This window comes from Dactylosporangium sp. NPDC051485, assembly GCF_040682015.1.
Lineage (GTDB): Bacteria > Actinomycetota > Actinomycetes > Mycobacteriales > Micromonosporaceae > Dactylosporangium.
The window spans coordinates 1-22,020 of record NZ_JBFAZW010000078.1 but is presented as its reverse complement, the minus strand read 5'-3'; the positions used below and the strand labels follow the sequence as shown (position 1 = coordinate 22,020).

Sequence of the window (22,020 nt, the reverse complement as noted above, 5' to 3'; positions counted from 1 at the left end):
GATGCCTCCCACCCGGTGTGGGTGGGAGGCATCTCGTCAGGCGGTGGGGGCGTCAGCTGCAGCCGCTGGTGGAGCCGCAGCCCTCGCAGACGTAGCAGCTGCCGGCCGGGCGCATCTTCGTGCCGCAGGTGAAGCACAGCGGCGCGTCGGCGGCCTTGCCCTGGACCAGCTCCAGCAGCTCCGTCGAGGAGCCGATCCGCCGCGGGGGCTCCACCTCGGTCTTGGCCGCCGGCTTGTCCGCAGCGGCCGGCTTCACCACCGGGGCCGACTGGCGCATCTCGGTGAGGTCGACGTCCTCGCCGCCGGCCTCGGCGCGCAGCTGGGCCGCGCGCTCCGCCGAGGTCAGGATGCCCAGCTCCGAGCGGGTGTCGAAGTCGAGGAAGTCCAGCGCCAGGCGGCGGAAGATGTAGTCCATGACCGAGCTGGCCAGGCGGATGTCCGGGTCGTCGGTCATGCCGGCCGGCTCGAAGCGCATGTTCACGAACTTCGAGACGAAGGTCTCCAGCGGCACGCCGTACTGCAGGCCGATCGAGATCGCCACCGAGAAGGCGTCCATCACGCCGGCCAGGGTGGAGCCCTGCTTCGACATCTTGAGGAAGACCTCGCCCAGGCCGTCGTCCGGGTAGGACGAGGCCGTCAGGTACCCCTCGGCGCCGGCCACGGAGAAGGAGACCGTCGAGCTGGGCCGCTTCTTCGGCAGCCGCTTGCGCACCGGGCGGTACTCGATCACCTTCTCGGTCTTCACGACGACCTCGGCCGGCTGCTCCTCCTTCTCCTCGGCGGCCGAAGCCTTCGAGGAGGAGACCGCCGACAGCGGCTGGCCGACCTTGCAGTTGTCGCGGTAGATCGCGAGGGCCTTGAGGCCGAGTTTCCAGCCCTGGTAGTAGATCTCCTCGACGTCCTCGACGGTGGCCGACTCCGGCATGTTCACCGTCTTGGAGATGGCCCCGGAGATGAACGGCTGGATCGCCGCCATCATGCGGACGTGGCCCATCGGGGCGATGGTCCGCTCGCCCATCGCGCAGTCGAAGACGCTGTAGTGCTCCGGGCGCAGGCCCGGGGCGTCCACCACGTGGCCGTGCGCCGAGATGTGCTCGACGATCGCCTCGACCTGCTCCTCCTGGTAGCCCAGGGTGCGCAGGGCGCGCGGCACGGTCTGGTTGACGATCTGCATCGAGCCGCCGCCGACCAGCTTCTTGAACTTGACGAGGGCCAGGTCGGGCTCGACGCCGGTGGTGTCGCAGTCCATCATCAGGCCGATGGTGCCGGTCGGGGCGAGCACGCTGGCCTGCGAGTTGCGCCAGCCGTTCTTGGCGCCGATCTCGTTGCCCAGCGCCCACTGCGCGGTGGCCGCCTCCTTGATCGCGGCGTCGACGGCGCCGACGATGGCGATCTCGCCGTTGGCCGCGGCGTGGTTGTGCATGACCCGGGTGTGCGCGGTGGCGTTGCGGGCGTAGCCGTCGTAGGCGCCGACCACGCCGGCGAGCTCGGCCGAGCGGCGGTAGGCGGTGCCCGTCATGAGGCTGCTGATCGCCGCGGCGACGGCCCGGCCGCCGTCGGAGTCGTAGGCCAGGCCGCTGGCCATGAGCAGCGCGCCGAGGTTGGCGTAGCCGATGCCCAGCTGACGGTACGCGCGGCTGGTCTCGCCGATCTTCTCGGTCGGGAAGTCGGCGAAGGAGATCGAGATGTCCATCGACGTGATGACCAGCTCGACCGACTTCACGAACCGCTCGACCGCGAAGGAGCCGTCCGCGTTGAGGTACTTGAGGAGGTTCAGCGACGCGAGGTTGCAGCTGGAGTTGTCGAGGTGCATGTACTCGCTGCACGGGTTCGACGCGGTGATCCGCCCGGTCTCCGGGCAGGTGTGCCAGTCGTTGATCGTGTCGTCGTACTGGATGCCGGGGTCGGCGCACTCCCACGCCGCCTGAGCGATCTTGTGGAACAGCTCCTTGCCCTTGACCGTGGACACGACGCTGCCGTCGAGCCGGGCCCGCAGCCCGAACTCGGTGTCGTCCTCGACCGAGCGCATGAACTCGGCGGAGACGCGGACCGAGTTGTTGGCGTTCTGGTACTGCACGCTGACGATGTCGGCGCCGCCGAGGTCCATGTCGAAGCCCGCGTCGCGCAGGGCCCGGATCTTGTCCTCCTCGCGGGCCTTGGTCTCGATGAACTCCTCCACGTCGGGGTGGTCCACGTCGAGGATGACCATCTTGGCCGCGCGCCGGGTCGCCCCGCCGCTCTTGATCGTGCCGGCCGACGCGTCGGCGCCGCGCATGAACGAGACCGGCCCGCTGGCGGTGCCGCCGCTGGTGAGCAGCTCCTTGGACGAGCGGATCCGGGACAGGTTCACGCCGGAGCCGGAGCCGCCCTTGAAGATCAGCCCCTCCTCCTTGTACCAGTCGAGGATCGAGTCCATCGAGTCGTCGACGGCGAGGATGAAGCAGGCGCTGACCTGCTGCGGCGAGGACGTGCCGACGTTGAACCAGACCGGCGAGTTGAAGCTGAACACCTGGTGCAGCAGCATCCAGGTCAGCTCGTGGCCGAAGATCTCGGCGTCCTTGTCGGTGGCGAAGTAGCCGTGCTCCTGGCCGGCCTTGGTGTAGGTGGAGACCACGCGGTCGATCAGCTGGCGCAGCGACTGCTCGCGCTGCGGGGTGCCGACCGCGCCGCGGAAGTACTTCGTGGTGACGATGTTCGCGGCGTTGACGCTCCACGTCGTCGGGAACTCGACCCCCCGCTGCTCGAAGTTGATCGAGCCGTCCCGCCAGTTCGTCATGACGACGTCGCGGCGCTCCCACGCCACCTCGTCGTACGGGTGCACCCCGTCGGTCGTCCAGACCCGCTCGACCCGCAGCCCCTCCCGCAGGTCCTTGCGTGCCGACGACGTCTTCGTCTTCGTCTCCCCCGCCATCCGCGGCCCCCTCATCAGCGTGTGTGTCCTCGTTCGTCGTGGTGTTTGCCATCGGTACCGCATGAGCGTGCCGATCGGCGCAGTTCGTTACGGTGCTTTGTGGCGGTACTGTGCTTTCGGCGGGCGCTATCCCGTTTTGTCCGCTCTCCGGGCCGGACTCCCCCGTCCCCACGGAGAGGCCCGGCGCGACTCTCGTCGCCGGCCGGGTGAGCTCCACGGGTGACTTTTGCCCGTCGCGCGGGTGATCCTTGCCGTGCTCCTGCTCGCCGGCGTGCCGTGCGTTCAGCCCGTGGCGCGGGTGGCGGCTCGGCCCGCGCCGGTGGCGCTGAGCGCCCCGTCGCCGGGCTCGGCCCCCGTCCGGGCCGCCGGGGCCGGCGGACCCTCCCCCTGGGCGTGCTGCTCATGGTGCCGATGTCCCTGTTCCTGCTGCCGGCCCTGGCCCGCCCGCAGCGCGGCGATCTCGCGTTCGAAGTCGTTGAGCGAGTCGAACGACCGGTACACGCTGGCGAATCGCAGATACGCGACCTCGTCCAGGTCGCGCAGCGGCGTCAGGATGGCCAGCCCCACCTCGTGGCTCGGCAGCTCGGCGGCGCCCCGCGCGCGGACCGTCTCCTCGACCTTCTGCGCCAGCAGCGCGATGGCGTCCTCGTCGACCGGCCGCCCCTGGCAGGCCTTGCGCACCCCAGCGATGATCTTCGACCGGCTGAACGGCTCGGTCACCCCGCTGCGCTTGACCACGGCGAGCACCGCCTCCTCGACGGTGGTGAACCGCCGCCCGCACTCGGGGCAGGACCGCCGCCGCCGGATGATCTGGCCATCCTCGGCCTCCCGCGAGTCGACCACCCGGGAGTCGGCGTGCCGGCAGTACGGGCACCGCATGTCGATGGACCTCTCTCATGGTACGCCGGAAAAATCCGGATAAAAGGGCACGCCAGTCTCGACGGTGCTCCATGCCGCGAGCCCCGCCCCAATGACTACGTTCGGTGAGAGGTGCCTGCCATTTCCACAACCTGTGGACGACTTACACCCCTGTAACTACTACATCTAGGGGTAGACGCTATGCCGACGCCTACGCCGACGCAAGTCAAACGCGGATCCCGACACGTTTGTGTCGCGCATCTCAGCCCGCTGGACGCCACCGCCGGGAAATCCGCGCAGCTCAGCGGGTGCGCGGCAGGACCAGCCGCTGTCCGGCGTCGACACTGTAGCCGTCCAGGTGGTTGAGACGCCGGATGTCCTCCACCGTCGCGTCCCGCCCGCGCGAGCCCTTGTGCTCGGTCGCGATGCGCCAGAGCGTGTCCCCCGGCTGCACGATGACCGTCGGCGCCGGCCCCGGCGGGTCGGCCGCCTGCCCCGGCGCGGAGATCAGGGCGACCGCGCCGCCGGCGAGGGCGAGCAGGAAGCAGAACAGGACGACCCGCCCACGCCGCGTGAGCCGGATCGGCGCCCGTCGTCCCATGTCGGCTCCTTTCGTACGTACATGCGTTCTATAGAACAACCGTACGATGGGTTTATCAGAGCCGGAAGCCCGATGTCGAGAAGACACACCGAAAAATCGGCGCGCCACGTAGTACAGATGTTTGAAACTGTGGTACCTCGGCGATACGGTGATCCACACACGATCAAGGCGCTTGATCGGGATCACCGGACCCATGCGACAACCGGCTCCCCCGCACCCGCGGGAAGCCCGGGTGACGGACCACCCCACGGCCCGTCGCAGGCGCGGCGCCAGCCCGCACCTGCCAACACGAGGGAGGACGACGTGTCAGCCGACGACCGCACCGACGCACCCGCCAGCGAGCCCGCCGAGCTCGACGCGGCCCCCGGCGCCGAGGTCACCGCCATCGGTGCCCGCGCCGGCGCGAGGCGCGCCACCCGCCGCCGCGGCGGCGAGCCGGAGATGCGCGCCGTCACCGCGGTGGTCAGCGCCTTCCCCGACCTCTTCGCCGCCGACCTGACCGTCCGCCAGCGCCGCATCCTGGAGTTCATCCGCGCCGCCGTGGAGCGCAACGGCTACCCGCCGAGCGTCCGCGAGATCGGCGAGGCCGTCGGCCTGGTCTCCCCGTCCAGCGTCGCCTACCAGCTCAAGGAGCTCGAGCGCAAGGGCTACCTGCGCCGCGACCCCAACCGCCCGCGCGCCGTGGACGTCCGCCCCCCGAGCGAGCTCGTCTCCGTCGACGAGGAAGCCGCCCGCGCCGCCCGCCCGGCCCCCGCCTACGTCCCGGTCCTCGGCCGCATCGCCGCCGGCGGCCCCATCCTCGCCGAGCAGGCCGTCGAGGACGTCTTCCCCCTCCCCCGCGAGCTCGTCGGCGAGGGCACCCTCTTCATGCTCCAGGTCAAGGGCGACTCGATGCTCGACGCCGCCATCTGCGACGGCGACTGGGTCGTCGTGCGCCAGCAGCCCAACGCCAACAACGGCGAGATCGTCGCCGCCATGCTGGAGGGCGAGGCCACGGTGAAGACCTACCGCAACCGCGACGGCCACGTCTGGCTGATGCCCCAGAACGCCGCCTTCGACCCCATCCCGGGCGACCACGCCACCATCCTGGGCCGCGTGGTCACGGTGGTACGCCGCATCTGACCCTCCCGCCCGGGGGGCCCACCTACGCCCCCCGGCCTCCACCCGCCAACCCCGCGGCGCTTCCCGGCAGCCGTTCGCCCCGCCGCGCCACCTGCGGGGATCACGCCCGCCGGACCGGCAGCCCCGCGCCCTCCGACGTCCCCGAGACCGGTCACGAACCGTGCAGGACGACGCCCGGCGGGTCAGGGGCAGCCGGTCGGCACTGGGGCGGATCGGCACGCGGACACGCCCGCAGGCCAGCCGCATCCCACCGTCCTTGATCGCACCGGCCAGCCGCACCGCACCAACCAGCACCGGACGCCAGGACACCGCCGCGCCCCTATCCACCACAGCGCCGAGACGCCCGATCAGCGACTCGAGAGCGCAACCGCAACCGTGGCCACCCAACCGCCGCAGCGTCGAGCCGACCCGATCACGAGCGCGAGGGCCTAACCGCGCCGCAGCGCCCCATCCGCCACCGCGCTGAGCGGGCCCGATCCGCGACGCGAGAGCGCAACCGCGACACTCCACCCGGCGCAGCCCCGCGCCCGACCCCGATCAGCGACGCGACGTAAGAGCGCAGCCGCGACCGTCACACTCCACCGGGCGCAGCATCGCGCCCGACCCGATCAGCGATGCGAGAGCCCAGCCACGGCCGCGCCCGACCCGATCCGATCAGCGGCGCAAAGGCACGGCCGCGGCGCAAACACGCCGCTCGGCGCGGCGCCGAGGCGGGCCGGTCAGCGGCGCCGGGGCGTAGGCGCGGCCGTGAAGCTCCGCCCGACGCGGTGGTGAGGCGGGCCGGGTCAGCGGTGCGGGGCGTAGCCGCGGTCGTAGCCGTCCTGGTCCCCCGGGCCGTAACCGCCGCGTTGACCGTACGCGGGCGGGGGTGGGCCTTGGGAGAAGCCCCTCGGGGACTCCTGGTCGTAGCCGGACGACGGGCCGTAGCCGCCGCGGTCGCCACCGCCGCCACCGCCGTAGACGCCGCCACCGCCACCGCCGGGGCCACTGGGGCCGCCTCGGCCGCCGCGGTCCCCGCCGCCACCGCCGGCGCCACCCCGGCCGCCGCGGTCCCCGCCACCGCCGCCGGCGCCGTAGACGTTGCCGCCGCCGTACACGTTGTCGCCGCGATCCGGACCCCCGCGGCCGCCGTAGGCGTCGCCGCGATCCTGGCCGCCGCCGTAAACATCGCCGCGGTCCGGGCCGCCGCCATAGACGTTGCCGCCACCCGGGCCGCCGCGGTCCGAGCCGCCACCGCCGTAGACGTTGCCGCCGCCCGGCCCGCCCCGGTCGTCGCGGCCCTGGCCGCCGTAGGCGTTGCCGCCGCCGTACACGTTGTCGCTGCGATCCGGGCCGCCGCCGTACACGTTGTCGCCGCGATCCGGGCCGCCGCCGTAGACGCTGCCGGGCGGGCCCACCGCGGCGAGGTCGTCGGCGTCGGGGCGTCCCGAGCCGCCGGTCAGGCCCGCGGCGCGGCGGGCCGCCCGGGAGCGGCGGATGCCGATCACGCCCGCGACGACCAGGCCCAGGCCGATCACGCCGATGGCGCCGACCGCGTAGGTGATGTCCTGCAGGCTCAGGGACTTCAGGAAGGACTTGTCGGGCTTCTTGGCCTCGTCCGGCTTCGTGGTGTCGCCGGTGCCGCCCGCCGCGGCGGTCGACGGCGTGTACTTGAGCAGAGACGGCGTCTTCTTCGAGGACTCCTGGTCGGAGGCGGTGATGAAGAACTTGCCGTCCAGCGTGTAGGTGATGGCCTCGCCCTGCGCCTCGTTCGGCAGCGGGGTGATGCGCGGCTTGCCCGTCGTGATGGCCTTCACCACGTCGCCGCCCGCGACGTCGAACTCGTAGGCGTCGGAGTAGGTGCGGACCACGACCTTCGAGCCGTCCGGGGACCCCGCGGCGCCGGTCACCAGCTTCCAGCCGAGCATGCCCAGCGGGTTGGGGGTCTTGGTCTCCTGGGCGGTGAAGGTGCCGACCTTCTTGAGCTTCACCACGTTGTCGGGCACGAGCGGGCTCTCGGGGATGTACACCTCGCTCGGCGGGGACTTCGTGATGATGACCGGCAGGCCGTCGCCGTTGATGAGGAGGGCCTCGGCGTCGTGCTTCAGGCCGTCCGGATACGCCATCCGGCTGATCGTGGGCGACTTCGCGCCCGGCGCCAAGGTCCAGATGGCCACCTTCGCGCGTGGGGTGTCGGAGCCGCCGCTGGCCGCGTCGTTGTCGCCGATGTCGGCGATATACAGCGTCCCGTTCTTGTCCATCGCGGCGTCTTCGGGGTCAATCGCCCGGGTCGGGTAGTCGATGGTCTTGACGAGCTTGCAGGAGGCGTCGAGCTGGAAGATCCGGGGCTTGGCCGGCGCCGTCTGACTGTCCTGGATCGCGTAGTAGCCGCCTTCGATGGCTACCAGGCCCGAGATCTCGTTGACTTCCTTACCGTTCGGGGTGCACACCGTAGTGCCCGCGGCGGCCGAGGCTCCGGCCGACGGCGCGTGTGCCGCGGCTGGGGCCGACACACTCGCCGATGCGCAGATCACCGCAGCCGCACTGAGCACCACCCGGAGTCGCATCCCGCAAGTCTGGCAGAGCCGGACCGGGATTGGGGGTGCCCGGTCCGGCTGTCACTCGCGGTGATCGGGCAGCGCAACGCTGCGTAGTCAGACGACGAAGGGCGCGAGCTCAGCCGCGAGGCCCTCCGTGACGCGGGCCCGCAGGCGGGTGCCCTCGGCCAGGTGCGAGGTCTCGAGCACCTCGCCGATCGAGTGCACGCGGGCCACCAGGTCGCCGCGCTCGTACGGCACCACCGCCGTCAGCTCCAGCGGCGGCCACGGCAGCTTGCGCTCGACCGCGTCCCGGACGTCGTCCAGGCCGGCCCCGGTGCGGGCGGAGGCGAAGACCGCGTCCGGCCACAGCCGCTTGAGCCGCAGCTGCGTCTCCTCGTCGGCCGCGTCGACCTTGTTGATGACGAGCAGCTCCGGCACGGCGTCGGCGCCGACCTCGGCGAGCACCTCGCGGACGGCCCGGACCTGGGCCTCGGGGTCCGCGTGCGAACCGTCGACGACGTGCAGTACCAGATCTGCCTCGGCAACTTCCTCCAAGGTCGACCGGAAGGCCTCGATGAGCTGGTGGGGCAGGTGACGGACGAACCCGACGGTGTCCGACAGCGTGTAGACCCGCCCGTCGGCCGCCCGGGCCCGCCGCGTGGTGGTGTCCAGGGTGGCGAACAGCGCATCCTCCACCAGCACGCCCGCACCGGTCAGCCGGTTGAGCAGGCTGGACTTGCCGGCGTTGGTGTAGCCGGCGATCGCCACGGCCGGCACCCGGTTGCGCCGCCGCGTGGCCCGCTTGGTGTCGCGGATGGTGGCCATGGCGGCGATCTCCCGCTTGAGCCGCGCGATCCGGGTGCGGATGCGCCGCCGGTCGATCTCCAGCTTGGTCTCACCGGGGCCACGCAGGCCCACGCCGCCGTTGCCGCTGGCCGAGCCACCGGCCTGGCGGCTGAGCGCCTCACCCCAGCCTCGCAGGCGCGGCAGGAAGTACTGCAGCTGCGCCAGCTCGACCTGGGCCTTGCCCTCCTTGCTCTTGGCGTGCTGGGCGAAGATGTCCAGGATCAGCGCCGTGCGGTCGATGACCTTGACGTTGACCTGCGACTCCAGCGTGCGCAGCTGCGACGGGGAGAGCTCGCCGTCGCAGATGACGGTGTCGGCGCCGCTGCTGTGCACCACGGCGCGCAGCTCGTCGACCTTGCCCCGGCCGATGAAGGTGGACGGGTCGGGCCGGCCGCGGCGCTGGATGAGGCCGTCGAGCACCTGGCTGCCGGCCGTCTCGGCGAGCGCCGCCAGCTCGGTCAGCGAGTTCTCGGCGTCGGTGACGGTGCCTTCGGTCCAGACCCCGACCAGCACGACGCGCTCGAGGCGCAGCTGGCGGTACTCGACCTCGGTGACGTCGGCGAGTTCGGTGGACAGCCCGGCGACGCGGCGCAGGGCATGACGCTCCTGGAGGGCGAGATCTCCGTCGTCGAAGACCTCGTCCGCGTCGAACTCGTCTGCGGAATAGGTCGTCTGTGCGCGCAAGATGATCTCCTCCGTGTGCGGATAACCCGTCAATCCTGACACCTCGAGGGCGCGACGGCACTTGATATCCACACCCCGGCGCCAGGCCGGGGCGACGCGGAGGGTGAGAATGGGCTGGTGACACCTGCCACACACAGACTACCCAGCGCCGGGTTCTCCCTCACCATCCGTGTCTCCGTCATCGCCGATGCCTCCGCGATCGGCCGCCTCACCACTGCCGTCGGCGAAGCCGGCGGGATCGTCACCGCGGTCGACGTCGTCGACTCCGACAACCTCAACGTCGTGGTCGACCTCACCTGCGACACCGCCGACTCCGCGCACGCCGAGCAGGTCGTGGCCTGCTTGGAGAAGCTCGACGGGGTCGACGTGCGCAAAGTGTCGGACCGCACCTTCCTGCTCCATCTCGGCGGCAAGATCGAGGTCGCGCCGAAGGTCGCCCTGCGCAACCGCGACGAGCTGTCCCGCGCCTACACCCCGGGCGTGGCCCGGGTCTGCCTGGCCATCGCCGAGAACCCCGACGACGCCCGCCGGCTCACGATCAAGCGCAACACCGTCGCCGTGGTCACCGACGGCTCCGCCGTGCTCGGGCTGGGCAACATCGGGCCGTACGCCGCCATGCCCGTCATGGAGGGCAAGGCCGCCCTGTTCAAACGCTTCGGCGGGGTGGACGCCTGGCCGGTCGTGCTCGACACCCAGAACACCGAGGAGATCATCGCGATCGTCAAGGCGATCGCCCCGGCCTACGGCGGGATCAACCTCGAGGACATCGCCGCCCCGCGCTGCTTCGAGATCGAGGAGCGGCTGCGCGAGCAGCTGGACATCCCGGTGTTCCACGACGACCAGCACGGCACCGCGATCTGCGTGCTGGCCGCCCTCACCAACGCCCTGCGGGTGGTCGGCAAGCCGATCAGCAAGGTGAAGGTCGTGGTCAGCGGGGCGGGCGCGGCCGGCACCGCGATCATGAAACTGCTGCTGCGCCAGGGCGTCGGCGACGTCATCGCCACCGACCGGCCGGGCGCCCTGCATCGGGGCATGACCGGGCTGTCGGGCAGCTGGCAGTGGCTGGTCGAGAACACCAACAAGGGCGACTACCGCGGCGACCTGCGCGGCGCCCTGGCCGGCGCCGACGTCTTCATCGGGGTGAGCGCACCCAACCTGCTCACCGGCGCCGACATCGCCACGATGGCGCCCAACTCGATCGTGTTCGCCCTGGCCAACCCCGACCCGGAGGTCGACCCGCGGGAGGCCCGCGAGCACGCCGCGATCGTCGCCACCGGCCGCTCCGACCAGCCGAACCAGATCAACAACGTGCTCGCGTTCCCGGGCGTGTTCCGCGGCATGCTCGACGCCCAGGCCCGCGAGTTCACCGACGCGATGGCCCTGGCCGCGGCGCGGGCGATCGCCGACACCGTCGGCGAGGACAAGCTCAACCCGACGGTGATCGTGCCGAGCGTGTTCGACGCGCGGGTGGCCCCGGCCGTCGCCGCCGCCGTGCGGGCCGCGGCGAAGGGACCGCAGCTCGACTCGACCCCCGACGGCAGCGCCGGGGAGGCTCAGGAGTAGGTCGGCGCCAGCTGGCGGATGGCCTGCGCGTCGACGTCGCCATGCGCGACGACGACCGCAGGCCCCCGCAGCAGGCACTCGGTCGGCGTCGACGTCACGGTCAGCCGGCCGCCGGGCAGGTCGATCACGACCACGCCGCTGTCCAGGCCCGCATGGTGCAGGGCGACCGCGGCCACCGCGCAGGCGCCGGAGCCGCACGACTGGGTCTCGCCGGAGCCGCGCTCGTACACGCGCATCCGCCGATACAGGTCGGAGCCGGTCGGGGCCGGGCCTGCCGCGGCGAACTCGACGTTCACCCCGGCCGGGAAGATCAGCGGGTCGATCGACGGCGCGCGGGTCAGGTCGAGCCCCTCCAGGGTCGGCTCGTCGACCGCGCAGACCAGGTGCGGGTTGCCCACGTCCACCGCCGTGCCGATGAAGCTCGCGCCGAACGAGGCCGCCTCGCTCTGCACGTAGACCCGCGGCACCGGCATCCCGGCCGAGATCTCCTCGCCCATGGTGACCGGCACCACCCCCGCGCGGGTGACCAGGTCGAACGAGCCCTCGGGGTCGACCAGGCCGGCCTCGGCGAGGTACCGCGCGTAGACCCGCACCCCGTTGCCGCACATCTCCGACTGCGAGCCGTCGGCGTTCCAGTAGTCCATGAACCACTCGGCGCCGGCCGCGGACGCCTCGGCCTCCGGGTGGGCCGCGCTGCGCACCACGCGCAGCACGCCGTCGGCGCCGATGCCGCGGCGCCGGTCGCACAGGGCGGCGACGAGGGCCGGGGTCAGCGGCAGGGTGCCGTCCGGGTCGGGCAGGATGACGAAGTCGTTGCCCGTGCCGTGGCCTTTCGCGAAGCGCATGGCGTCAATCTTGCCGCACGGCCCGCAGCGCCGCCTCGGTGATGTCCGCCGCCGCGCCGTCGAGCCAGACGATCCGCCCGTCCCGGCGGAACCAGGAGCGCTGCCGGCGCACGAACCGCCGGGTGGCGCGCACGGTCTCGGCCCGGGCCTCCTCGTCGGAACACAGCCCGTCGAGATGGTTCAGGATCTGGCGGTACCCCAGCGCGCCGCCGGCCGTGCGACCGTCCCGCAGCCCGTGGCCGGCCAGCACGCGCACCTCCTCGACGAGGCCCGCCGCCCACATCGCGTCGACCCGGGCCGCGATCCGCTCGTCGAGGACGGCCGTGTCCACGTCGACGCCGAGCTGCAGCGCGTCGTACACCGGCCGCGGCGGCGGCAGCTGGGCCGTGAACGCGGTGCCGGTCAGCGCGTTGACCTCCAGGGCGCGCACGATCCGCCGCCCGTTGCTGGGCAGGATGCGCCCGGCCGCGACCGGGTCGGCCGCCAGCAGCCGGGCGTACAGCGGCGCCGGCCCGGCCTCGGCCAGCTCCCGCTCCAGCTCCGCGCGCAGGTCCGGGTCGGTGCCCGGGAAGTCGAAGTCCTCCAGGACGGCCCGCACGTACAGGCCGGAGCCGCCCACGAGCAGCGGCACCCGGCCGCGGGCGGCGATGTCGTCGATGGCCTCGCGGGCCAGCCCCTGGTAGACGGCCACGCTGGCCGGCTCGGTGACGTCCCAGATGTCCAGGACGTGGTGGGGCACGCCGCGGCGCTCGGCCGGGGTGAGCTTCGCGGTGCCGATGTCCATCCCGCGGTACAGCTGCATGGAATCGGCGTTGACGACCTCCCCGCCGAGCTCCTCGGCCAGCCGCAGGCTCAGGGCCGACTTGCCCGCCGCGGTGGGCCCGACGATCGCGATGACACGGTTCATGCGGCGATGCTCATTCGGTGGTAGCCAACCGTTCACTCCATGTGGCGACGAAGTAGCCGACACCGTACGGGGCCGCGTCGTACAGCAGCTCACCGGCCATCTGGCGGTCGGCCGCCCCGGCCAGCACCTGCCACGGCGCCCGGCCCGCGGCCCACAGCTGCGCCGCCGTCGCGGGGTCGAGCGCGGCCAGCGCGTCCGCGTCGGCCCCGGCCAGGGCGGACGCGACGGCGGCGTCGAAGCCTTCGGCGCGCTCGTCGAAGAAGCCGGGAGCCTTCTCGGTACGGCACGCAGACCCGTCGCCGAGCACCAGCAGGGCGACCCGATCGGCCTCGCCGGCCAGCTCCCGGCCCAGCTCGGCACACTGCCGCGGGGTCGCGTCGGCGGCCACGCTCTGGAAGTTTCCGGCCCCCGGGGCGAGCCACGCCCCGATGAGCAGGCTCAGCGGGAGCTGCTCCCCCGAGGGATCACCCACCGGCAGATCGATGCCCCACGGGGACAGGGTTCCCCCGAACGGCGCGACACGGCGTACCGTTCTCGTATCGGAACCGACAACGATGAGCGAGTCGACCGAGGCATTCGCCAGGTGCGCCACCGCGGCGCGGCAGGCAGCCCTCAGGTCGTCCAGCTCGCTCGCCGCCCCGGCGGCCACCTCCGGCACGAGTAGTGGTGGATGTGGACAGACCGCGGCGACGACGAGTGACACGACCTAACGTTATCGGGGACGGTCTCTGCGCGGTCGTTCGACCCGTGAATGGCACCGGAATGGTCACGGTTCGGCCGCAGGCACTCGACCGGCCCCGGGGCACACCTGTGAGAATGCCCTGGGGAACTTTGCTGTGCGATGGCGGCGTGACGGTGGGATACCCGATCCTACGGGCGCCGGGAGCGAGGATGGGCTGATGAGCGACCCTACGGAGTTTGGACGGATCGACGCCGACGGCAATGTCTTCGTGAAGACGGCCGCAGGTGAGCGCCCCATCGGGTCATGGCAGGCGGGCACGCCCGAGGAAGGCCTGGCCCATTTCGCCCGCCGGTATGCCGACCTGGTGACCGAGGTCGACCTGATCGAGGCCCGTCTCGGCAGCGGCGCCGCAGATGCCGGCCAGTCACTGTCCACCATCCGGCGCCTGCGCAGCGGCCTCGACGAGGCGCACGTGGTCGGCGACATCGACGGGCTCTCCGCCCGCCTCGACAAGCTTGTCCTGGTCGCCGAGGAGAAGGCCGGCGCCGCCCGGGCCGCCCGCGACGCGGCCCGCGCCGAGTCGCTCGCCCGCAAGACCGCCCTGGTCGAGGAGGCCGAGGTCATCGCGGCCGAGGCGACCGGCTGGAAGACGGCCGGCGACCGGCTCAAGGAGATCCTCGACGAGTGGAAGTCGATCCACGGCGTCGAGAAGAAGGCCGAGAGCGAGCTGTGGAAGCGCTACGCCGCCGCGCGTGACGCCTTCACCCGCCGCCGGGGCGCCCACTTCGCCACCCTCGACTCCAACCGCAAGCAGGCGCAGGGCCGCAAGGAGGAGCTCGTCGTCGAGGCCGAGCAGCTGTCCGAGTCCACCGAGTGGAACGCGACCGCCGCCCGGCTCAAGGAGCTCATGACCGAGTGGAAGGCCGCCCCGCGCGCCGCGAAGGACACCGAGCAGAAGCTCTGGGAGCGCTTCCGGGGCGCTCAGGACGCCTTCTTCAAGCGGCGCAGCGAGGTGTTCTCGGCGCGCGACGCCGAGTTCAAGGGCAACCTGGAGCGCAAGCAGGAGCTCCTCGCCCAGGCCGAGGCCCTCGACATCGACGCCGACCCGAAGGGCGCCCAGAACCGGCTCCGCGAGATCCAGGGCACCTGGCACGACGTCGGGCGCGTCCCGCGCGAGGCCCAGGCGGGCCTGGACCGCCGGCTCCGCACCGTCGAGGACAAGGTCAAGGCGGCCATGGACGCCGCCTGGCGGCGCACCCCGCCGGAGGCCAGCCCGCTGCTGGCCCAGATGCGCGAGCAGGTGGCCCGCGCCGAGCAGCAGCTGGCCAGCGCCCAGGCCGCCGGCGACCAGCGCCGCATCAAGGAGGCCGAGAAGGCCCTGGAGTCGAAGCGCAAGTTCCTGGCGATGGCGGAGCACACCAGCTGACGGACTTCTCCAGTGGCGGGCCCTGACCCGTCCGACATAGAAAAGTTGACCACTACACGCCGCCTGCGTGTAGTGGTCAACGCTTTTCTACCCAAATGCCGGGGGAGCTCCGCTCCACCCGAACCCCCTCAAGACCTGCATCGCGGCCCTCGGCCGGTTCACCGGTCGCTTCTCGGTCCTCCCACGTCCACGCCGACTGAACACGCCGGGAATCCGGGACGCGACAGCGACGGAGGCGGCACCCATCGGGACTGAGCCCACCGTCTCGGGTTTCAGTCAGCCGGGTTCCGCGCCGCTTCGGCCCGACTGCCGAGGCGTCGATCTGCCGGAACGGGCGAGCTCGGCGGCAGCCCGTGTCAGCAGTGGGAGGCGGGCTGCGCGGGCGGGGTGCCGATCGTCGGCATGCCCAGCTTCACGCCCGGGGTGCGGGTCACCTGGCCCGATTCCCAGGCGTCGCCGGCCCGCGTGCGGCGGTGCGAGACGAGCGGGCCGTCGGCGTTGAGGTGGTGCGGCGCCGCGTACGTGACGGTCGTGTGCACGATGTCGCCCGGCCGGATGCCGGCGGCGGGGTCGGCCGCGAAGTGCACCAGCCGGCCGTCCCGGGCCCGGCCCGAGAGCCGCCCGGTGGACCCGTCCTTGCGTCCCTCACCCACGGCGACCAGCACCTCGAGCGTCGAGCCGACCAGGTTCTTGTTCTCCGCCCACGAGATGTCCTCGAGGGTGGCGATCAGCCGGTCGTAGCGCTCCTGCACGACCGCCTTCGGGATCTGCGACTCCATCGTGGCCGCCGGCGTGCCGGGGCGCTTGGAGTACTGGAACGTGAAGGCGCTGGAGTAGCGGGCCGCGCGGACCACCTCGAGGGTCTGCTCGAAGTCGGCGTCCGTCTCGCCCGGGAAGCCGACGATGATGTCGGTGGTGATGGCGGCGTCCGGCATCGCGGCGCGCACCTTGTCGATGATCCCGAGGTACTTCTCCGACCGGTACGACCGGCGCATCGCGCGCAGGACCGTGTCGGAGCCCGACTGCAGTGGCATGTGCAGCGAGTGGCAGACGTTCGGGGTCTCGGCCATCGCGGCGATCACGTCGTCGGTGAAGTCCTTCGGGTGCGGGCTGGTGAAGCGCACCCGCTCCAGGCCCTCGACGTCGCCGCACGCGCGCAGGAGCTTGCCGAAGGCGTAGCGGTCGCCGAACTCGACGCCGTAGGAGTTCACGTTCTGGCCCAGCAGGGTCACCTCGAGCACGCCCTCGGCGGCCAGGGCGCGCACCTCGGCCAGGATGTCGCCCGGCCGGCGGTCCTTCTCCTTGCCGCGCAGGGCCGGCACGATGCAGAACGTGCACGTGTTGTTGCAGCCGACGGAGATCGACACCCAGCCGGCGTAGGTCGACTCGCGGCGGGTCGGCAGCGTGGACGGGAACACCTCGAGCGACTCGAGGATCTCCACCTCGGCGGCGGCGTTGTGCCGGGCCCGCTCCAGCAGCACCGGCAGCGAGCCGATGTTGTGGGTGCCGAAGACCACGTCCACCCAGGGGGCCTTCTTCACGATGTCGCCGCGATCCTTCTGGGCCAGGCAGCCGCCGACGGCGATCTGCATGCCCGGGTGGGCGAGCTTCGTGGGACGCAGGTGGCCGAGGTTGCCGTACAGCCGGTTGTCGGCGTTCTCCCGCACCGCGCACGTGTTGAACACGACGACGTCGGGCTCGCCGTCGCCGGCCGCCGGCACGTAGCCGGCCTCCTCCAGCAGCCCGGAGATGCGCTCGGAGTCGTGAGCGTTCATCTGGCAGCCGTAGGTGATCACGCGAAACGTACGGGTCTCAGTCATGGCACGGAAATACTAGCCCCCCACGTGCTCACCGGCCGTATCCACGAGCCCCGGCAGCCTGATGCGGCCACGTTGCCCAATGCACGTGGCTGCCCGGCGCGATCGAACCCGGCCGGTCGGCCACAGGTCGGGGCAAAACGTCCGTCGTTATCGGCCCGTGACCACTACGCGGCAGATCATGACCCTTTGCCTCGCTAACGTCGTTCGCACCGGAGAGGGAGACGGGCATCGTCTATGTAGTGGGGCGGAAGATGACGGACCAGCCATTGATCGTGCTCAGCGGCGTGAACAAGTGGTTCGGCGAGCTGCACGTGTTGCGCGACATCAACCTGTCGATCGGGCGGGGCGAGGTCGTCGTGGTGATCGGGCCGTCCGGCTCCGGCAAGTCGACGCTCTGCCGGGCCATCAACCGGCTCGAGCCGATCAGCCAGGGCGAGATCGTGTTCGACGGCGTGCGGCTGCCCGAGGAGGGCCGGCCGCTGGCGCGCCTGCGCAGCGAGGTCGGCATGGTGTTCCAGTCGTTCAACCTGTTCGCGCACAAGACCGTCCTCGAGAACGTGATGCTCGGCCCGGTCAAGGTACGCAAGGAGAAGCCCGCGGCCGTCCGCGAGCGGGCGATGGGCCTGCTGGAGCGGGTCGGCATCGCCAAGCAGGCGGACAAGTATCCGGCGCAGATGTCCGGCGGCCAGCAGCAGCGCGCGGCGATCGCGCGCGCCCTGGCCATGCAGCCCAAGGCGATGCTCTTCGACGAGCCCACGAGCGCGCTCGACCCGGAGATGGTCGGCGAGGTGCTCGACGTGATGACCACCCTGGCGGGCGAGGGCATGACGATGGTCGTCGTCACCCACGAGATGGGCTTCGCCCGGCACGCGGCCAACCGGGTCGTGTTCATGGCGGACGGCCAGCTCGTCGAGGAGGCCTCGCCGGCCGAGTTCTTCGCCAGCCCGCGCTCGGAGCGGGCCAAGGACTTCCTGTCGAAGATCCTGACCCACTGAAATCGGACTTTTCGCACACCTCGGTACCTGAATCAGGCGCATCGGCCCCGGTGCGCCAGCCCGGCCGCCGGCCCCACACCGGACGGCCATGAGGTTATGGAAGGAGCACCGCACACCATGCGTATCACGCGGATTGTGGCCATGACGGCCGCCGTCGCCACGCTTTCGCTCGGCCTCGCCGCTTGCGGCAAGGAGGGCACCCCGACCCCGGAGACCCCCGCGGGCTCGGGCGCCGCGCCGCAGGCGGCCAGCGACGCGTGCACCTCGTCGGGCACCTCGTTCGCGCCGGCCAGCGGCGTCGCGATCGCCGGCAGCCCGACGTTCGAGAAGATCAAGTCGGCCGGCAAGGTCGTCATCGGCGTCAAGTTCGACCAGCCGAACCTGGGCTACAAGGACGCCTCGGGCAAGCGCTGCGGCTTCGACATCGAGATCGCCCAGCTGATCGCGTCGAAGCTCGGCGTCGACCCGGCGAAGATCGAGTACAAGGAGATCGCCTCGGCCAACCGCGAGACGGCGATCAAGGGCGGCGAGGTCGACTACTACGTCGGCACCTACTCGATCACCGAGAAGCGCAAGGCCGACGTCTCGTTCGCCGGCCCGTACTTCGTCGCCGCGCAGGACCTGCTGGTGCGCAAGGACGACACGTCCATCACCGGCTCGTCCTCGCTGCAGGGCAAGAAGGTCTGCTCCGCCACCGGCTCGACGCCGATCCAGCGGGTGCGCGACCAGAAGCTCACCGACGCCGGCAACATCGTGGAGTTCAAGACCTACTCCGAGTGCGTCTCCCAGCTGATCGACAAGAAGGTCGACGCCGTCACCACCGACGACGCGATCCTCAAGGGCTACGCGGCGCAGAACCAGAGCCTGCTCAAGGTCGTCGGCAGCCCGTTCACCGACCCGGCGACCGGCAGGCCGTACCCGGAGAAGTACGGCATCGGCCTGGCCCACGACGACAAGGCGCTGCGCGACTTCGTCAACGCCGCGCTGGAGAAGGCCGAGCAGGACGGCACCTGGCAGAAGATCTACGACGGCACGCTGGGCAAGTCCGGCTCGGCGGCCACGGCCCCGGCCCTCGAGAAGTACTGACCTGACACGGGACGCCGCCCCACGCCCGGGGCGGCGTCCCTTCCATTGAGCAACCGTCTTGCGATGGGCAGCGGATGAAGATGGGCAGCGGATGAACGAGTTTCTTCACGTCCTCACGGACAACTGGGACGTCATCGGGTCGCACTTCCTGGCCACGATCGAGCTGTTCCTGATCGCCGGGGTGTGCTCATTGGTCCTCGGCACCCTGCTGACCGCGATGCGCGTCTCGCCGGTCCCGGCCCTGCGCGGCTTCGGCACCGGCTACGTGCTGCTGCTGCGCAACTGCCCGCTGACGCTGGTCTTCGCGCTGCTGGTCTTCGCGGTGCCGAAGCTCGACGTCAACCTCGACTACTTCCCCAGCGCCTGCGTGGCGCTGACCGCCTACACCAGCGCGTTCGTCTGTGAGGCGCTGCGCTCGGGCATCAACACGGTGCCGGTCGGGCAGGCCGAGGCGGCCCGCGCGCTGGGCATGACCTTCACCCAGGTGCTGGGCAACGTCGTGCTGCCGCAGGCCTTCCGCACGGTGGTCCCGCCGATGATCAGCGTCTTCAACGCGATGCTGAAGAACACCACGATCGCGGCCGGCTTCTCGGTGGCCGAGGCGGGCGCGATCCAGGCGTACCTGTCCGAGCGCGGCGAGAACCAGATCTACGTGCTGCTGTGGGTCACGATCGGGTTCCTGATCCTGGTGGCGCCGCTGGTCGTCACGCAGCGGATGCTGGAGCGACGCTGGGGGGTCGCGCGATGAGCAACGTCCTGTACGACCTGCCCGGGCCGAAGGCGCGGCTGCGCAACCGGCTCCTCGGCGGCGTGAGCATTATCGGGATCGTGGCGCTGCTGGCGTACATCGTCATGCGCTTCAACGACACCGGCCAGTTCGACTCCATCAAGTGGCAGCAGTTCGAGTATGCCGCCATCCAGCAGCAACTGGTCGACGGCTACCTCACCACGCTGCGCGCGGCCGGCACCGCGGCGGTCCTGGCGCTGGTGCTCGGCACGCTGCTGGCCGCGGCCCGCCTGAGCGACCACGCCTACTTCCGGGCCCCGGCCTCGTTCCTCGTGGAGCTGTTCCGGGCCATCCCGCTGCTCGTGCTGATCTTCTTCGCCTACTACGGGCCGATCCAGCTGGGCTACAAGGTCGGGCCGTTCTGGCCGCTGGTGATCGGCCTCACGATCTACAACGGCGCGGTGCTGGCCGAGATCTTCCGGGCCGGCATCCTCGCGGTGGCCAGGGGCCAGTCCGAGGCGGCGTACGCGCTGGGCATGCGCAAGACCCAGGTGATGTCGTTGATCCTGCTGCCGCAGGCGGTCCGGGCCATGCTGCCGGCCATCGTCAGCCAGCTCGTGGTGCTGCTCAAGGACACGGCGCTGGGCTTCATCATCCAGCTGCCGGAGCTGCTGTACGTCGGCAAGCAGATCGGCGGCCGGCTGCCCTTCGGCCTGCCGTACGTCCCGAGCTACCTCGTCGTCGCGGCGATCTACATCACGACGTGCGGCCTGCTGTCCTGGCTCGCCTTCTGGCTGCAGAAGCGGCTGACCCGCGGCCGCAGGCGCAAGACCACGGTGGACACCGTGCCGGTTCTGGAAACGGGCGCCGGGACCGGCAGCGCACCGAACGCCTGAGGCCGATTGGCAAGCTTGCGGCCGATGCGTACGCTGCGCGAGTGGCGGACACGGGCTTCAGGCTGGGCATCGATTTCGGCACCTCGAACACGGTCGCCGTCCTGCGGTGGCCGGACGGGCGAACCAAGCCCCTGCTCTTCGACGGATCTCCCCTGCTGCCGTCGGCGGTGTACGTCAACGCCGACGGCAGCATCCTGACCGGCCGGGACGCGGTCCACTCCGCGCGGCTGCAGCCGCACCGGTTCGAGCCCTACCCGAAGCGCCGGATCGAGGAGGGCGTCGTCTGGCTCGGCGAGCGGGACGTGCCCGTCGGCGAGCTCGTGACGAGCGTGCTGCGCCGGGTGGCGCTCGAGGCCGAGCGGGTCGCCGGGGCCAAGCCGGCCAACGTGATGATCACCCATCCGGCGGCCTGGCCGCCCCAGCGGCGCCAGACGCTCACCCAGGCGGCCGTCGCCGCGGGGCTCGCGGCGCCGCTGCTGTCCTCCGAGCCGGTCGCCGCGGCCTCGTACTTCGTCTCCACCGTCGGCACCCACGTGCCCGTCGGCGGCATCGCGGTCGTCTACGACTTCGGCGCCGGCACCTTCGACGCGAGCGTGGTGCGCCGCAACGCCGGCGGCGGCTTCGACGTGCTGGCCAGCGAGGGCCTCCCCGACGCCGGCGGCCTGGACGTCGACGCGGCCGTGGTCGCCTACCTGGGCCGGCACTTCATCGGCCGCGAGGGCGACTCCTGGCAGCGGCTCACCAACCCGGAGACCGAGGCCGACCGGCGGGCCGCCTGGCAGCTCTGGGAGGACGCCCGGCTGGCCAAAGAGATGCTGAGCCGGGCCGCCACCACATACGTCCACGTGCCCCTCTTCGACGAGAGCGTGCCGATCGGCCGCGAGCAGCTGGAGCAGCTGGCCCGCCCGATCCTCGACCGCACGGTCACGGCGACGCAGATCGCGGTGACCGCGTCGGCGCTGGGCGAGCACAAGGTGTCGGCCCTGTTCCTGGTCGGCGGGTCGAGCCGGATCCCGCTCGCGGCCACGCTGCTGCACCGGGCCATGGGGCTGGCCCCGACCGCGATCGAGCAGCCCGAACTGGTCGTCGCCGAGGGCGCCCTGCACCTGGCCCCGCCGACCGGGCGCGCCGCGGTGGCCGGGGCGGCCGGCGGTCCCCCGTCGCCGATCTCGGGCGCACCGACGTCGGGCGGCTCGGCGGGCAACGCGCCCGTCTCGGCCGCGCCGGTCTCTGGGCAGCCGGTCTCGCCGGCGTTCACGATGCCGGAGGAGTCGCCGCACCTGCCGCCGCTGCTGCAGACCGGCTCGATGCCGGCGGTGCCGTCGCAGCCGGCCTCGCCCTACGGGGCCGGTCCGGTGACGCCGCCGCCCGCGCAGCGGCCCGCCGGGTACCCGCCGCAGCAGCGGCCGCCGGTCGCCCAGCCGATGCAGCCGGTCGCCCAGCCCGTGGCCCGGCCGGCGCAGCCCGTCGTCGCGCCGCCCGTGGCCCGGCCGCCGCAGCCCGTGGCCCAGCCCGACGGCTACCCGCAGCAT

Annotated in this window: 16 protein-coding genes and 1 pseudogene; 8 read left to right on the top strand and 9 right to left on the bottom strand. The window is 71.8% G+C overall.

Features of this window, described 5'->3' with window-relative positions; genetic code table 11:
- Positions 1–52: 52 nt before the first annotated feature.
- The 3 genes and pseudogenes from AB0M46_RS35105 to AB0M46_RS35095 form a co-directional block, all read right to left on the bottom strand.
- Positions 53–2,911, bottom strand: a complete 2,859-nt coding sequence (locus AB0M46_RS35105) for a vitamin B12-dependent ribonucleotide reductase (RefSeq protein ID WP_363343265.1) — start codon at positions 2,909–2,911, stop codon at positions 53–55.
- A gap of 456 nt (positions 2,912–3,367) precedes the next feature.
- A pseudogene (nrdR, locus tag AB0M46_RS35100) lies at positions 3,368–3,790 on the bottom strand (transcriptional regulator NrdR); the annotation flags it as partial.
- A gap of 280 nt (positions 3,791–4,070) precedes the next feature.
- Positions 4,071–4,370: a LysM peptidoglycan-binding domain-containing protein gene (locus AB0M46_RS35095; RefSeq protein ID WP_363343263.1), complete on the bottom strand. Its 300-nt coding sequence runs from the start codon at positions 4,368–4,370 to the stop codon at positions 4,071–4,073.
- 441 nt (positions 4,371–4,811) lie between these two features.
- On the opposite strand from AB0M46_RS35095, the gene lexA reads away from it, so the two are divergent.
- Entirely contained in the window at positions 4,812–5,492 is a 681-nt protein-coding gene (gene lexA, locus AB0M46_RS35090) for a transcriptional repressor LexA (protein ID WP_363343329.1), read from the top strand.
- Positions 5,493–6,277: 785 nt separating this feature from the next.
- Here lexA and AB0M46_RS35085 read toward each other — a convergent pair.
- The gene (locus AB0M46_RS35085) at positions 6,278–8,038 is read right to left on the bottom strand and encodes a hypothetical protein (protein WP_363343261.1); all 1,761 of its coding nucleotides are present in this window, start codon (positions 8,036–8,038) and stop codon (positions 6,278–6,280) included.
- Between the two features lie 87 nt (positions 8,039–8,125).
- The gene (gene hflX, locus AB0M46_RS35080; protein ID WP_363343259.1) at positions 8,126–9,574 is read right to left on the bottom strand and encodes a GTPase HflX; all 1,449 of its coding nucleotides are present in this window, start codon (positions 9,572–9,574) and stop codon (positions 8,126–8,128) included.
- A gap of 84 nt (positions 9,575–9,658) precedes the next feature.
- On the opposite strand from hflX, the gene AB0M46_RS35075 reads away from it, so the two are divergent.
- Positions 9,659–11,104, top strand: coding sequence for an NAD-dependent malic enzyme (locus AB0M46_RS35075; protein ID WP_363343257.1), 1,446 nt, complete (start codon positions 9,659–9,661; stop codon positions 11,102–11,104).
- Here AB0M46_RS35075 and dapF read toward each other — a convergent pair.
- Genes dapF through AB0M46_RS35060 form a run of 3 tightly spaced genes read right to left on the bottom strand, consistent with a single transcriptional unit; the run spans position 11,095 to position 13,559 of the window.
- Positions 11,095–11,949 (bottom strand): diaminopimelate epimerase, encoded by an 855-nt coding sequence (gene dapF, locus AB0M46_RS35070; RefSeq protein ID WP_363343255.1) that lies wholly within the window; start codon positions 11,947–11,949, stop codon positions 11,095–11,097. The two genes, AB0M46_RS35075 and dapF, sit on opposite strands and share 10 nt — an antisense overlap.
- Positions 11,950–11,953: 4 nt before the next feature.
- Positions 11,954–12,856 carry a tRNA (adenosine(37)-N6)-dimethylallyltransferase MiaA gene (gene miaA, locus AB0M46_RS35065; protein WP_363343253.1) on the bottom strand — a complete coding sequence of 301 codons (903 nt, stop codon included), beginning with the start codon at positions 12,854–12,856 and terminating at the stop codon, positions 11,954–11,956.
- Positions 12,857–12,866: 10 nt separating this feature from the next.
- Positions 12,867–13,559, bottom strand: a complete 693-nt coding sequence (locus AB0M46_RS35060; RefSeq protein ID WP_363343251.1) for a class III extradiol dioxygenase subunit B-like domain-containing protein — start codon at positions 13,557–13,559, stop codon at positions 12,867–12,869.
- 196 nt (positions 13,560–13,755) lie between these two features.
- Here AB0M46_RS35060 and AB0M46_RS35055 point away from each other — a divergent pair, with 196 nt between their 5' ends.
- The gene (locus AB0M46_RS35055) at positions 13,756–14,964 is read left to right on the top strand and encodes a DUF349 domain-containing protein (protein WP_363343249.1); all 1,209 of its coding nucleotides are present in this window, start codon (positions 13,756–13,758) and stop codon (positions 14,962–14,964) included.
- A 356-nt stretch (positions 14,965–15,320) separates the two neighbouring features.
- Here AB0M46_RS35055 and miaB read toward each other — a convergent pair whose 3' ends face one another.
- The gene (gene miaB, locus AB0M46_RS35050; protein ID WP_363343247.1) at positions 15,321–16,784 is read right to left on the bottom strand and encodes a tRNA (N6-isopentenyl adenosine(37)-C2)-methylthiotransferase MiaB; all 1,464 of its coding nucleotides are present in this window, start codon (positions 16,782–16,784) and stop codon (positions 15,321–15,323) included.
- Between the two features lie 251 nt (positions 16,785–17,035).
- Here miaB and AB0M46_RS35045 point away from each other — a divergent pair, with 251 nt between their 5' ends.
- The 5 genes from AB0M46_RS35045 to AB0M46_RS35025 all read left to right on the top strand — a co-directional run.
- A complete protein-coding gene (locus AB0M46_RS35045; protein ID WP_363343245.1) occupies positions 17,036–17,779 on the top strand; it encodes an amino acid ABC transporter ATP-binding protein in 744 nt (247 codons plus the stop codon).
- 117 nt (positions 17,780–17,896) lie between these two features.
- Entirely contained in the window at positions 17,897–18,865 is a 969-nt protein-coding gene (locus tag AB0M46_RS35040) for a glutamate ABC transporter substrate-binding protein (RefSeq protein WP_363343243.1), read from the top strand.
- 91 nt (positions 18,866–18,956) lie between these two features.
- The gene (locus tag AB0M46_RS35035; protein WP_363343241.1) at positions 18,957–19,613 is read left to right on the top strand and encodes an amino acid ABC transporter permease; all 657 of its coding nucleotides are present in this window, start codon (positions 18,957–18,959) and stop codon (positions 19,611–19,613) included.
- Positions 19,610–20,488 (top strand): amino acid ABC transporter permease, encoded by an 879-nt coding sequence (locus tag AB0M46_RS35030; RefSeq protein ID WP_363343239.1) that lies wholly within the window; start codon positions 19,610–19,612, stop codon positions 20,486–20,488. Before AB0M46_RS35035 ends, AB0M46_RS35030 begins: the two co-directional genes overlap by 4 nt.
- A gap of 41 nt (positions 20,489–20,529) precedes the next feature.
- Positions 20,530–22,020 (top strand): Hsp70 family protein (locus tag AB0M46_RS35025; RefSeq protein ID WP_363343237.1); only part of this gene is annotated, 1,491 nt, incomplete at its 3' end.

Coding starts and splice junctions, on each gene's coding strand:
- AB0M46_RS35105 (WP_363343265.1), bottom strand. CDS start 2,911: ATGGCGGGGGAGACGAAGACGAAGACGTCGTCGGCACGCAAGGACCTG.
- AB0M46_RS35095 (WP_363343263.1), bottom strand. CDS start 4,370: ATGGGACGACGGGCGCCGATCCGGCTCACGCGGCGTGGGCGGGTCGTC.
- lexA (WP_363343329.1), top strand. CDS start 4,812: ATGCGCGCCGTCACCGCGGTGGTCAGCGCCTTCCCCGACCTCTTCGCC.
- AB0M46_RS35085 (WP_363343261.1), bottom strand. CDS start 8,038: ATGCGACTCCGGGTGGTGCTCAGTGCGGCTGCGGTGATCTGCGCATCG.
- dapF (WP_363343255.1), bottom strand. CDS start 11,949: ATGCGCTTCGCGAAAGGCCACGGCACGGGCAACGACTTCGTCATCCTG.
- miaA (WP_363343253.1), bottom strand. CDS start 12,856: ATGAACCGTGTCATCGCGATCGTCGGGCCCACCGCGGCGGGCAAGTCG.
- AB0M46_RS35055 (WP_363343249.1), top strand. CDS start 13,756: ATGAGCGACCCTACGGAGTTTGGACGGATCGACGCCGACGGCAATGTC.
- miaB (WP_363343247.1), bottom strand. CDS start 16,784: ATGACTGAGACCCGTACGTTTCGCGTGATCACCTACGGCTGCCAGATG.
- AB0M46_RS35045 (WP_363343245.1), top strand. CDS start 17,036: ATGACGGACCAGCCATTGATCGTGCTCAGCGGCGTGAACAAGTGGTTC.
- AB0M46_RS35040 (WP_363343243.1), top strand. CDS start 17,897: ATGCGTATCACGCGGATTGTGGCCATGACGGCCGCCGTCGCCACGCTT.
- AB0M46_RS35035 (WP_363343241.1), top strand. CDS start 18,957: ATGAACGAGTTTCTTCACGTCCTCACGGACAACTGGGACGTCATCGGG.
- AB0M46_RS35030 (WP_363343239.1), top strand. CDS start 19,610: ATGAGCAACGTCCTGTACGACCTGCCCGGGCCGAAGGCGCGGCTGCGC.